Genomic DNA, 14,137 nt, shown 5'->3' with positions numbered 1-14,137 from the left:
GGAACAAATATATAAAAAGTCTACTAAAATAGTATACTTTTTTTTAAAAAAAATTATCCCTCCTGTGAATGCTGAATTCCAGCTACAAAAACAACTTGGAAGAAGTTCGGATTTCCAAGATAGAAGGTAGCACTATTTTGGACTCGTCCTGATCGATAGGCTTTCCTTTTAATGCCTTCAATAGCAATTCCGCAGCTACTTTTCCCATTTCAAAAGCGGGTTGAGTAATGGTCGTGATGGCCGGATTAAGGATGCTTGCATGCATCAAATTAGAAAAGGCGGCTACTTTTATATCGTTGGGAATAACTAGGTTGCGTTCAGCGCAGGCCAAATAAGTAGGGAGAATGAGTTTTTCAACAGAGGCAATAATAGCGTCAGGACGACTCTCTGCCTGTAGCAGTTGATGGATGGCTTTTCGGTTTTCCTCATCTTGATTTGTACATATTAAGAGATTTTTGTCTTGTAGACTAAGGGCGTATTGATGAAGCGCGCTTTTATAGCCATTCATGCGTTGCGTGCTAATATTCAGTGACTCAGAGAAAAGAAGAAAGGCGATGTTTTTACAATCCTGTTCTATTAAATGTGCTGTTAATTTATAACTTGCTTCAAAATCATTCGTGATAATTTGTCCGTCACCAACGCCCTCTAAAACACGGTCAAAAAATACTACGGGAATGCCCGCTTGTTTGAGTTTGTTTACAGCGGTCACATCCTGACTTTGACTCGTTACTGAAATAAGAATACCATCGACACGCCCGTTTAAAAGCTCTTTTAAAATGAGATTTTCTTTTTCAACTTGTTCGTGGGTTAAATAAACCAGTACATGAAAGCCTTCCTTTTGGGCTACTGTCTCTACACCATTAATAGCTTGTGCGAAATAACTATCGGCCACTTCGGGGATAACAACAGCAATAGTTTTACTTTTTTTGCCCCGTAAGCTACTGGCGTGGGCATTCGGAATATAATTCCACTCGCGAGCTAGTTTTAAAACCCGTTGTTTTGTTTCCTCACTGATGTCATAGCTATCGCGAAGTGCTTTAGAAACCGTTGCAGTTGATAATTTCAGTTCCCTTGCCAGTTCCTTCATCCCGATGGTTGCCATATCTATGCTTTATATAATTGGTTTTACGTAAACGATTAAGTAAATATATCTAATCAAAAGCGATTTATCCTAAAGGAAATATTGCAAATTTGGGTAAACGATGCGTCGTTGAGTAGTTTAATAGCAAAATAGTTGAGATATAAAGTTGCTCTTTGGTAAGGACTTTGCTTAATATCAACGACAATGGCTAATAGTCAATAACCAACAACGAATAACCAATAACAAGCAACTAACGAACAACTAATAACTAATAACGAATAACCAATAACCAATAACCAATAACCAATAACAAGCAACTAATAACGAGTAACCAATAACAAACAGCTAACAACTAATATTATGAACAATCAAACGAATTCAATGGTTAATCATAACCCACTTACAGATTTAGAACATTGGGAGGATGATCTGCTGCGTCGTTACCCCGATCCCGACACGATCGCTACAGCAAAGACAAAAGAGGAATATCGAAATTACGAAGAACCGGCTCGCGATAGTGTGAAAGAATTTTATCGGTTAAATCATACGTATCAAACTTTTGAGTTTGTTGAAAACAAAAAGAAGGAATTCTTGCAATTCAACAAAAAGGAGATGCCGATATGGGAAGCCTTTGATTTCTTAAATCAATTGGTAGACGATTCAGATCCCGATACCGATTTGGATCAGTTTCAACATCTGTTGCAGACTTCGGAAGCGATTCGAGCAGATGGCCATCCCGATTGGATGGTGCTAACGGGGCTCTTTCACGATTTGGGAAAAGTACTCTGTCTATTCGGCGAGCCACAATGGGCTGTTGTCGGTGATACATTTCCGGTAGGTTGCGCTTTTTCGGATAAAATTGTCTATTCGGAGTTTTTTAAATATAACCCCGATTCTCAAAACGAGACGTTTAATACCAAATATGGTATTTACGAACCCAATTGTGGGTTAGATCAGGTGCAACTCTCCTGGGGACATGACGAATACATCTATCAGATGATGAAAGACTATTTGCCCGAAAGCGCTTTGTACATGTTACGTTATCATTCATTCTATGCACAGCATCGAGAGCATGCCTATGATCACTTGCTGAATAAACATGATCAGGAGATGTTCTATTGGGTTAACTTATTTAATCCGTACGATTTATATTCCAAAAGTCCGGTACCCCCTAATTGGAAGGAACTAAAACCCTATTATGAAGACCTGGTAGCCAAGTATTTGCCTCCAAAGCTGAAGTTATAAATTAGCTGTTGTGCGATAATTATGGCAGCGCCATCATTGTAATATCAATCCAATTTCTATATGTTTGTCTTTGACAATAGTGAAGAGACAAAAATGACCGTCCCTCATCCTATCCAATGCCCTCCTAAACAACGGGCATTGGATAGGATGAGGGAAAGAAATTGAACCTCTTAGAACTTATTCATCCAAATTATTTAACGCTATCCATGCCAAATCAACTCATTTTTTGGGATTATCTCGTATTTGCTTTCTACTTGGTAATAATTGTTTCATACGGATATTGGATTTATAAGAAAAAGAAGAAAAACGAAGCAAATAGTACCAAAAATTTCTTTTTGGCAGAAGGATCACTTACATGGTGGGCCATTGGCGCATCGATCATTGCTTCCAATATTTCAGCCGAACAGTTTATAGGAATGAGTGGTGACGGTTTCTTTGCCGGTATTGCCGTAGCTATCTATGAATGGTTGGGGGCGGCCGTATTAATATTGGTAGCGATCTTTTTAATGCCTGTTTATATCAAGAACAGGATTTATACCATGCCCCAGTTTTTAACGATGCGCTACAATGAGCAAGTAGCGCTTATTATGTCGATTTTCTGGCTATTTCTTTATGTGTTTGTTAATCTAACTTCCATCCTGTACTTAGGTGCGCTAGCGATCAATGGACTGTTAGGCGGTGCTTATTTTCACGAAATTATGATGGTGTTAGCTTTGTTTGCCATTTTCATCACCTTAGGGGGCATGAAGGTGATCGGCTATACCGACGCGATACAGGTTGCCGTGCTAATAATAGGAGGCTTAGCAACCACCTATATGGCTTTAACCATTGTAAGCCAGAATTTCGGATTGGGAAAAAACGCCTTCGCTGGATTTAATGTCTTGCTGCAGCAGGCTCCGGATCATTTCCATTTAATGTTTAAAAAACCTACCGCCGGGGCCCCACAAGAGTATGTTGACAAATATTTAATCCTACCGGCATTTGGTATGTATGCAGCGGGTCAGTGGATCAGTAACTTAAACTATTGGGGTTGCAATCAGTATATTACGCAACGAGCCTTAGGGGCCGATCTAAAAACCGCGCGAACGGGGATCTTATTTGCCAGTTTGCTTAAAATTTTAATGCCGGTTATTGTTATGTTGCCTGGAATCATCGCTTATGTATTATACAAAAATGGCATGCTGCCTGCTATGGAAGGACAGAATAAAGATGCTGCCTATGCGTCTATATTGACATTTCTGCCTGCCGGGCTAAAGGGGCTGGCGGTGGCGGCCTTAACCGCTGCTATTGTAGCTTCATTGGCGGGAAAGGCTAATAGCATATCCACCATATTTACCATGGACGTATATAAGAAGTATTTGAATAAACGTGCTGACGAAGAGCGTATGGTGAGAACGGGTCGTATTGCTGTCGTTGTTGCGATGCTTTTAAGTATTGCGTTTACTTGGAATGATCTGTTAGGTATAAGTGGAGAGGGTGGCTATACTTTTGTGCAAAAATATTCAAGCTTTATCAGTCCCGGTGTGCTGGCCACCTTTTTGTTGGGTATGTTTTGGAAGCGTACCAGTGGCGCGGCCGCTGTAGTCGGTATATTAACCGGCTTTGCTGCTTCTATTTTCTTTAACCAATTGGCGGTACCCCTGCTAGGACCTGAAACATGGTTATATTCAGCTTTTAAAAACTCCGAAGGCGTGTATGAGATACCCTTTTTTATATGTTTAGGTTGGTCTTTCTTTACGACGGTACTTGTCATGATAGGTGTAAGTTTAGCCGGCCCGAAAATCAGTCCAAAAGCCTTTTCTCTTGACAAAGCGATGTTTAAGCTGGAGCCGTCTACTATTATTTTAAGTATTACTACTATTTTATTACTATCCGTCATTTACGCTAGATTTTGGTAAATATATACAGAGCTCGCTAAGCCGTTTTTATCATATACAATTTTTAAGAAGCACCACCAATTATAAACCGAACGATGCCTTTAATGAAAGCTTAACATATAATAAGGGTTGAGCTAAAAGTGGCATTTTAATTTTGAGGCCATGCAGTTAACGGAAGAGCTAAAGCAAGGCGACTGGACCGCCTTTAATGCTGTTTATAAGCAATACCATCAACAGCTTTATTTCTTCATTAAAAAAAAGACGAATTCGGACTTTCTGGCGGAGGAAGTCGTGCAGCTTACTTTTATTAAGCTCTGGCAATGCCGTACAGCTGTTAATGGTCATATAGATCTTTCGTTGCAGTTGTTTCATATGGCCCGTCAAGTTATGATCGATGAGCTACGCAAGGAAGCAACGCGCACTAAGCACGAAGGAGTTTGCGCCGCTACACCCTTTACCGATAACCTCGTCCAAGCAATAGAAGCTAAAGATTTAATCCGGCTTTTTGATAACCAGCTGTCCGATATGCCACAGATTCGTCGACTTATATTTAACCTAAGCCGAGAGAAAGGGTTGAGTCATAAAGAAATCGCCGAAATGATGGGCATTTCTATGAAAACCGTAGAAGGACATATTACAAAAGTATTGAACCGGTTAAAGCAATATATGTATACCCTGTTCCTTTGATTTACCTGAATTGAAATAGCTGTTCATACTAATGTTAAATAATTGTTAAGTATCAAGGGACTCCCTTCCGGCAAACGTATTGTTTGTATATGAAGGGAAAACAAGATATCAGACGATCTATATGGCGTTGGCCAACACGTTCGATAAAAAGATACTTTACCGAACGAGAATGGGAGACCTTCCGGTCACCGGAGGAACTTGGACAAGAGAAGTCAGATCAGCTATTTGCTTCTATATCCAACAGATTGCAAAAACATGATTCGTCTCGTGTCAATAAGCGCCTACAGGTGTATTGGCCGGGTATATATGCGGCCGCAGCTACTTTCTTGCTTTTGCTAACGGTGATTGTTCTTTGGCGATCCTATATATCGTCGACTACCGAAAAAAAACAGAAACCGCAGGTAGCATCGCTCAACACTGTACCGCAATGGAAAGTTTATAACAACACAACAGAAAAGGCGGTCCGTGTGCGCTTACCGGATTCTTCATGGATGGTATTATATGCACATAGTTCCGCAAAGCATTTAGAGAAATTTAATGACGGAGAAAGAGCGTTATTTCTAAGTGGTAAGGCCTTTTTTGAAGTCGCGAAAGATGAACAGAAACCTTTCCGTGTTTACGCAGGAGGATTGAAAACAACCGTACTGGGTACTTCATTTACCATTAACACGTTGGGCAAAGGAGAAAACACCTATGTGAAACTGCATACGGGCAAAATTCAAATAGAGCCTTTGCAATTATCAAAAAACTTTCGGAAGAAAATTTTATTACCCGGTCAACATTTCACCTTTAACCGCCTAAGACAACGAGAAATTCCGGTTACGCTTGTTTCTAAGCGGAATAAGGACAATGAAATGCGTTCTTTCGAGAAAAGCGGCTTTACGCTCCATTTCAATAAGATGCAATTGAATGAAGTGCTGCAAGTGTTGGCTGAAAATTATCAAGTGGAGATCGTACTTGAGCCGAAGCTTAAAATTGAACATATAAGCTATACCGGCGAAATTAATATGCAGCTCGAACCGATTGATAATGTGTTGGCAAATATTTGTTTGTTAAACGGACTAACACTAGAACCAAATCAGGGCAACAGATTTACTATCCATAAAGGGAAAACACAAATACCATAACCATATCAAACACTTAATTAAATTAATTTCAAAATGAATGTATTAAAGCAACTAAAAACAAGCATTTTGCTGATTACCTGTGTGCTTTGTCAGCATGTTTATGCGCGGCAGGGGCAACCCATGGTATCAGGTATCGTGCAGGACGTGCTGGGCCAACCGCTTATTGGGGTAAGCGTGAAGGCCATTAATCAAAGTAGTGGAAAGAGTTTTCAAGCGAGCACATCTGAGAAAGGACTATTTCAATTCATGCAGATGCCGCTTGGAGGTCCTTATGACTTTGTCTTTAGCTATATAGGCTATCAATCGGACACACTGCGGAATTATCAGCTGAGTGCAGGAAAACAGGTAACATTAAGTGTTAAACTGCAAGAAGAAGCAACAGGTTTAGGTGAGGTCGTTATTGTTGGGTATGGTACAAGTAGCAAGCGCGAAATTACCGGGTCAATTACCTCGGTAAGTAGCGAAGAGTTCAACGCCGGGGTTTTTAGTACGCCCGGGCAGTTATTACAAGGTAAAGTTGCGGGCTTAAACATAACCCGAAGCGGTAATCCAAATGAAAAACCCACGGTAATTCTTCGAGGCCCAACTACTTTGCGCGCAGGGTCGCAAGAGCCTTTTTATGTAATTGATGGGGTGCCGGGTGCTTCCATCGATTTGGTAGCGCCGGATGATATCGAAAGCATTGACGTATTGAAGGATGCGGCTTCCACAGCCATTTACGGCTCTCGGGCAGCTAATGGTGTAATTATGGTTACCACTAAGAAAGCTAAGGCGGGTGCTACCCGGCTTTCTTATAGTACCTATGTGGCAGCCGAGCAGATTTCCAACACCATTGACATGTTAAGTGGTGAAGATTTGCGTGCCTACCTTGGTGAAAATGGTAAAACGGCTGCCCAAGATGATGGGAGCAATACGGATTGGCAAGAAGAGGTAAGCCGCACAGGTATTTCCCATAATCACAATCTGTCGTTTAGTGGAAGTGGTCAAAGCTCTTCTTATGGTGCCAGCGTAAATTACTTAAATAATCAAGGGGTTATTAAAGGCACTTCCATGGAACGATTTATTGTGCGAGGTTATATGGAACAACACGCTTTTAACGATCGCTTAAAGCTCAACTTAAATATTACCAATAGTAACACAGATAGTAAGTTGGTGCCCAATGAGGTATACAGCAATATGCTGACCTATTTGCCAACAGTTGCTGTAAAACAACCGGATGGCTCTTATACCGAAGACTTTTCAGTAACTCGCGGCTATCTGAATCCTGTTTCACTTATTGATAACAATGATATCCGTCAAAAAACAAAAGTGTTTTTGGCAAGCGGTGGTGCGAGAGTAACTATTCTCGAAGGATTCGATTTTACCACCAATGTGTCTTATCAAGATGAACGGATTGACAGTAATGTCTATTATAACCGATTTTCAGGATTAGCGCAGAATCTAAACGGACGCGTTATCCGAAATACCGTTAGTAATACAAAAAAAATCCTGGAGTCGTTCTTTAATTACAATCGTAGCTTCGGTGAGCATGGCGTAAAACTGTTAGCTGGTTATTCTTGGCAAGAGGATCGTTTAGGAGATGGTTTTCAAACTACTAACCAGGGATTTGTGACGGATGGTTTGTCTTATAACAACCCGGGTTTGGGCGATTCAAACGAAATACCGGTCGATTATGGTACCAAGCGAATTCAGACATTAAGACTCATTTCTTTTTACGGTAGGGCAAACTACCAATATAAAGGCCGGTATCTATTACAAGCCAGCTTAAGAAGAGATGGATCATCGGCCTTTGGCGAAAACAATAAATGGGGTTTGTTCCCAGCGGTATCCTTAGGGTGGTTAATTGATCAGGAGGCGTTTATGCAAGCATTACCGGTTATCAGTAGCCTGAAATTACGTGCCGGTTACGGCGTTTCCGGCAATTCACAAGGATTCAACGTGTTTACATCCAGATTCCTTTATGCAGGTACAGGGCGTTTTTATTATAACGGTCGCTTCGTTAATGCGATTGGACCTTTCCAAAATGAAAACCCCGATTTAAAGTGGGAACGAACAGCTACACTTAATATCGGGTTGGATTTTGGTTTGTTTAACAATAAACTTTCCGGTTCGGTGGATGTTTATGACAAGCGTACCTCCGATTTGCTATGGACTTATCCCGTATCAGCTACGCAATATTTTGTACCTGAATTGACAGCTAATGCCGGTGAAATGTCCAATAAAGGAATCGAGCTCGCTTTGCAGGCTACTCCGGTTAACCGAAATGGTTTTAGCTGGACAACAGCTATTAACCTGGCGCATAACCGCAATAAAATGACATCACTGAGCAATGATAATTTTGAATTGCCGCTGATACAAACCGCTTACTTAGGAGGTAGAGGACAATCGGGGAATGCTTCGCAGCGTGTACAAGAAGGTTATGCATTGGGTTCCATCTATACATGGCGTTATGCCGGAAAGAACGCCGAGGGTGTATCGCAGTTCTATGATAAAGATGGGAACTTAACAACTGCACCAACGTCAAACGACTTTTATTATATCGGTAATGCGCAACCTAAACTGATTTATGGTTGGAACAATACCTTTAAGTATAAGAGTTTTGACTTAAATTTCTTTCTCCGCGGAGTTACCGGTAATAAAATTATCAATGCAACCCTAGCCGATATGAATGCGCCTAATAATGCTACGCAAACGAATATACCACAGTTTACCTTAGATGAGCGGGAGCCTATTAATGATAACAATGCCTATTTGCTGTCGGATCGTTTTGTTGAGAGCGGGAGTTATCTGCGTTTAGATAACGCGACCTTAGGTTATAACTTTAAGAAGGACAAAAGTATGATTCGAATATATGTGGGTGCTAATAACTTGTTTGTTATTACAAATTATCGAGGAATTGACCCTGAGATTAGCATGGGTGGGATAGAGCCGGGAATTGATAATCGCAATTATTACCCCAAAACTCGCTCCTTCATGTTGGGTTTAAACGTGAATTTTTAATGGAATTTAATGTTCAATAAAGTAGACAGCAATATGATAAATAATGATGGTTGTATTGCACTAAAGATATACAAGATGAAAAAAAGAATATTTTTAATCGCCATGTTTATTGGGATGATAGCTGCAAGCTGTACGAAGCTGGACGTACCTGTTGAGTCGGAGCTGACTCCCGATAATTTTCCAAATACACCGGAAGCTTTTGTGGCTGCAACAGGACCCATTTATACACAGTTGAGGTCTGGTTATGCTGTTAACTATTGGCGTATGCAGGAACTTTCTACCGATGAAGCTATTATCCCTGCAAGAGATGGGAATTATGATGATGGTGGGCAATATAGGATGCTGCATAAACATAATTGGAATCCGGATCATCCAACGATTAAAGCGGTTTGGGAATGGGGCTTTGGTGGTATCCAAACGTGTAATCGGCTGTTGGCACTGTTCGAAGATGCGGTAGAGAGTGATTCGAAGAGACAAACCCTAGCGGAGATTCGGACTATGCGAGCGCTTTTCTATTTTTTTATGATGGATTTATATGGAAATGTACCCATTTCGATTGCTTTCGGTTCATCCGAACAACCAGCTACTTCAAGTCGTTCAGAGGTCTTTAATTTTATCGAAACGGAGTTGTTGGCTGCGGTTCCTGATTTATCGGTCGAGACAGGTATGTTGACTTATGGTCGTCCAACTCGTTGGCTAGCCTATGTAATGCTGCAGAAACTTTACTTAAACGCCGAATATTATACGGGTACGCCGAAATATACAGAATCGGTGGCGTACGCTGATAAGCTCCTGACTGAATCAAATTTTTCACTTATGAGCGATTTTACAAGCTTGTTCATGCCGGATAATGGTCCAAACAGCGAGACCATCTTTGCAGTGCCTTATGATGCCAATGTGGCTCCGGGAAATCAATTCTCACGATTCGGATTGCATACAGCTCTACAAGATAAATACGATTTACCCTTTAGACCGAGTATTGCCTTAAGCACTATCGCCGATTTCTATCGTTTGTTTAATCTAGCGGGCGACAAACGCAATGAGACTTGGCTGGCTGGAAAACAAGTAGATTTTGATGGTAATCCGATTTTGGTCAAAACAACCAATAAAGGCTTAGATGCAAGCTATAGCGGGCCGGACCCAGGGAAAGAAATTCAATGGCAATTGGAATTTACGCCCGAAATGCCTTTACGTTTGGAAGCTACGATGGACGTCGGCAATGATGAACTTGGCAAAGCCCGCGGTGTACGTTCAATAAAGTACTACCCCGATAAGAATACGCATCCCAGCAATCGTGATTCTAACAATGATGTGCCAGTATTTCGTTTGGCGGATGTTTATCTAATGAAAGCCGAGGCGATTCTCCGAGGTGCCGCGGCAACCACCGTGAAAGGTGAATCACAAACAGCAGATGTACTTGTAAATAAGATCCGTAGGCGTGTGGGCGCGGATGAAGTAATGGGTATTACTTTAGAAACTCTTCTAGACGAACGAGCAAGGGAGTTTGCTTGGGAAGCTTGGAGAAGGAATGATTTGATACGCTTTGGTAAATTTGAAGATGCTTGGGGATTTAATCCCGGAGGGCAAGCACCAACCTATCGCATTTATCCGGTGCCTACCAGCGAAATGAGATTGAATACGAAATTAATACAGAATCCTGGCTACTAGCACGCTAAACCTGTCTTAAAACTGAGCCGTTCTGCAAAGAACGGCTTTTTTTATAAACAATTGTTAAGTAACGGCAAGTGCCGGTTTTTACTCTTTATTTTCGGTTTAATAACTTTAAATGGTTGTTTTTTAGTAGTTTGATTTGTTTTTAGCTAGTCTATGTTTGGAGTTAACCAAAATTTAATATTTAAATAGTTTACTAATAATATACAAAGTTTAATATTGTTGTGTTTAAAAACACCTAATGTTAAAAGTTTGTTTATGTTAGTTCAACCTTCATCTCAGTTACGGCAGAAATCAATACTATTACTCCTGTTGACGGTTCTTTATGGCTATTCCTTCGGGCAATCTCCCGTAGTCAGCGGAAAAGTAACCGATTCGCTGACCGGCGAAACCATTCCCGGCGCGACCGTTCGTAACATGAGCACCGGAAAAATGGTGTCAACCGATCAAAATGGAAATTTTAATGTTTCGGCAAATTCGGCTGACTCGCTACAGATTGCCTTTATTGGCTATTTGACCAAGCGTATGATTGTCGATACAAAAAAAGAACTTATTATTGCCCTCGCACCTAATCAACAGGGTCTAAATGAAGTAGTCGTTACCGCACTAGGTATTAAAAAGGAAAAGCAGGCGGTTGGTTATTCTATTCAGGAAGTAAAAGGGCAGGATTTAGTAAAAGCGCGTGAGCCGAGTGCTATTTCCAATTTGGCAGGTCGGGTTGCCGGTCTCACGATCACACCAAGCACCAATCTCTTCGGTGACCCCGGTATTACTTTACGAGGGCGTAATAATGTGTTAATTGTAGTTGATGGTATGCCCATTAATACAGATTCCTGGAATTTAAGTCCTGATGATATTGAGTCGTATTCTGTATTGAAAGGCGCTAATGCTGCCGCTCTATATGGTAACAGAGGGCAAAATGGTGCGATTGTCATTACTACAAAACGTGCCAAGGCTCGAGACAAAGGCTTTCAAGTCGAATTTAATTCGAGTACCCAATTACAGACCGGTTATAATGCGATACCAAAAATTCAAACAGCGTACGGTCCCGGTTCCAATTATGAATATGCTTTTAAAGACGGTAGAGGGGGCGGGATTAATGATAATGATTACAATATTTGGGGGCCGCGTTTCGAGGGGCAACTGATTACACAGTATAACAGTCCGCTTGACCCGCAAACCGGCGAACTGGTGCCATTGCCTTGGACGGCAAAAGGAAAAGACAATTTAAAGGAGTTTCTGGAAAATGGTTTATTAAGTACAAATAACCTGGCTATTTCCACTAAAGGAGATCGGGGAGATTTCCGATTGTCGGCATCCCAGATGTTTCAGAAAGGCACGACACCTAACACAAAATTAGGAGGAACCAACGTAAATCTCTCTGGCGGTATTAATGCCGGCAGTAAGCTTCGCTTTGATGCGAGTATCAATTATAATAAACAATATTCACCCAACTATCCGAATTTAGCTTATGGTCCGCAAAGTCCCATTTATATATTAACGCTTTGGGGAGGCGCGGATTACGATATTAATGATCTCCGAAATTATTGGCAACCGGGCAAAGAGAATGTACAACAATATAATCGAGAGTATACGATTTACGATAACCCTTGGATGACAGCTTATGAAAACCTGCGAACTTATGATAAAGATGATATTTATGGACATATCATGATGAACTATAAGTTAACGGAGAAGCTGTCTTTCAATGCTCGTACGAGTGTTAGTACTTGGAACCGGAATCGCACAATTAAAATCCCGATATCAGCCAACTTATATGGCTACACTATTGGTGGAAGTAGAGTGGGGGGCTATCAGGAAACGTATGATACCTTTTGGGAAAACAATACGGAAGCGTCCTTAAAGTATCAAGACCGGTTTTTTGAAGATGTTGGTTTCACGGGATCCATTTTCGGGAACTTGCGAACCGTGAGCGCTAAATCGCTGTTTGCACGGACTGACCGTGGGTTAACAGTACCGGGAGTGTACGACTTGAGTAATTCGGTTATGCCTACCATTGCCACTAACGATAGGGCTTCCAGACAGGTTGGAAGTGTATATGGTTTTATTGATCTCGACTACAAGAGTTTATTGTATTTAAGTTTGACCGGGCGTGTTGACAAATCATCCACTATGCCCCTAAAAAACAACACCTACTTTTATCCATCGGCGTCTCTTAGTGCTATTATCTCCGAAATGATTAGCATGCCCAAAGCGATAACATCCTTGAAAGTGCGCGGTGCTTACGCAGACGTTGCCAGTGATTTTGTAGACGAAGATGCCCAGTACGATATCTACAAGTTGTTACCCTTTTATAGTAATTATGGGAGATGGGAAAATACCTATACCGGCGTTAATTATACCGGTGTATTGCCTAATCCTGATTTGTTGGCGGAACGTGTGAAGACATTTGAGCTAGGGCTTGAGGCTAGATTTTTTAATGGACGACTAGGCGTAGATGCAGCTGTTTTTAGAAATTTAGAAGGGCCGCGGATTATTGAGCTTGCTACATCCCTAACATCGGGTGTCAGTGCTCGACAGACAAATGGTTTAACGCTCTTACGCAAGGGGCTGGAGTTAAGTGTAGATGGTACGCCCATTGCCCGTGATAATTTCTCGTGGAATGTGCTTGTCAATGCCTCGACGAATCATGCCTGGTTACATGAAATTGACGGCGTGCAAAATCGTTATGGAAATATCCATGTCGGCGAACGATGGGACAGTTATTATATAAAAGATTTCCAACGGGATGATGAAGGGAAGCTTATTGTAGGGACAAACGGTCTACCTGCCTATAATCCTTATATGACGAAAATAGGACACAGCGATAATAACTGGGCTGTCAGTGTTAACAACACCTTCAAGTATAAGGCCTTTAGCTTAAGTTTTATGTTCGATGGCCGATTTGGTGGTTTGATAAAGAATGTACAAGACGCCAAACAGTGGGGATCAGGCACTCATCCGGAATCTGCCAATGAGTACCGTTTAAAGGACTGGCAAAATCGAGATGTGGACGGGTATAAAGGTAGTGTTATGACGGACGGCGTAAAAATCGTCAGCGGTCAATTGAATGCCGATCAAGATGGGAATGTAATTTCTGACACACGTGTTTTCGCTCCAAATGATATTCCGGTATTATGGCAAGCGTGGGCGACCAATTATTATCAATCCGATCCCATTGCAACGAAGAAAAGAACCTTTGTAAAGTTGCGAGAGATTGTGTTGAGCTATAACTTCCCGTCATCCTTTCTCAAACGGACCAAGTTCTTTGATACGGCAAGTGTCTCTTTAGTCGGGCGCAATCTGTTCTATTTTACAGGCAAAGGGACGCAAAATATGGATCTGGATCCGTTTACAGGTTCTAGTTCTGATTACCAGACGCCATCCGTCAAGAGTTTTGGCATCAACCTCAATGCAACTTTCTAATACTTCCATGGACCCGAAAAATA

8 protein-coding genes are annotated in these 14,137 nt (G+C 41.3%); 7 read left to right on the top strand and 1 reads right to left on the bottom strand.

Annotated features, from left to right (window positions below; translation table 11 throughout):
* Positions 1–82 precede the first annotated feature (82 nt).
* Complete coding sequence (locus ACH11B_RS00640; protein ID WP_130857992.1) at positions 83–1,102, bottom strand: LacI family DNA-binding transcriptional regulator; 1,020 nt, start codon at positions 1,100–1,102, stop codon at positions 83–85.
* A 339-nt stretch (positions 1,103–1,441) separates the two neighbouring features.
* Here ACH11B_RS00640 and ACH11B_RS00635 point away from each other — a divergent pair, with 339 nt between their 5' ends.
* From ACH11B_RS00635 to ACH11B_RS00605, 7 genes are all read left to right on the top strand, one after another.
* On the top strand, positions 1,442–2,326 hold the full coding sequence (locus ACH11B_RS00635) for an inositol oxygenase family protein (protein WP_130857993.1): 885 nt from the start codon (positions 1,442–1,444) through the stop codon (positions 2,324–2,326).
* Between the two features lie 206 nt (positions 2,327–2,532).
* A complete protein-coding gene (locus ACH11B_RS00630; protein ID WP_013663513.1) occupies positions 2,533–4,224 on the top strand; it encodes a sodium:solute symporter family transporter in 1,692 nt (563 codons plus the stop codon).
* A gap of 141 nt (positions 4,225–4,365) precedes the next feature.
* On the top strand, positions 4,366–4,890 hold the full coding sequence (locus tag ACH11B_RS00625) for an RNA polymerase sigma factor (RefSeq protein WP_013663512.1): 525 nt from the start codon (positions 4,366–4,368) through the stop codon (positions 4,888–4,890).
* 89 nt (positions 4,891–4,979) lie between these two features.
* Entirely contained in the window at positions 4,980–6,017 is a 1,038-nt protein-coding gene (locus ACH11B_RS00620) for a FecR family protein (protein ID WP_130857994.1), read from the top strand.
* 33 nt (positions 6,018–6,050) lie between these two features.
* Positions 6,051–9,017 carry a SusC/RagA family TonB-linked outer membrane protein gene (locus ACH11B_RS00615; protein ID WP_377610269.1) on the top strand — a complete coding sequence of 989 codons (2,967 nt, stop codon included), beginning with the start codon at positions 6,051–6,053 and terminating at the stop codon, positions 9,015–9,017.
* 75 nt (positions 9,018–9,092) lie between these two features.
* A complete protein-coding gene (locus ACH11B_RS00610; protein WP_242627381.1) occupies positions 9,093–10,685 on the top strand; it encodes a RagB/SusD family nutrient uptake outer membrane protein in 1,593 nt (530 codons plus the stop codon).
* A gap of 261 nt (positions 10,686–10,946) precedes the next feature.
* A complete protein-coding gene (locus ACH11B_RS00605) occupies positions 10,947–14,114 on the top strand; it encodes a SusC/RagA family TonB-linked outer membrane protein (protein WP_377610267.1) in 3,168 nt (1,055 codons plus the stop codon).
* Positions 14,115–14,137: the final 23 nt, after the last annotated feature.

It is taken from the genome of Olivibacter sp. EAT-5, assembly GCF_044784325.1.
GTDB classification, from domain to species: domain Bacteria; phylum Bacteroidota; class Bacteroidia; order Sphingobacteriales; family Sphingobacteriaceae; genus Olivibacter; species Olivibacter oleidegradans.
Note: the sequence above shows the minus strand (reverse complement) of the source record. Positions and strands in the feature narration are given on the sequence as shown.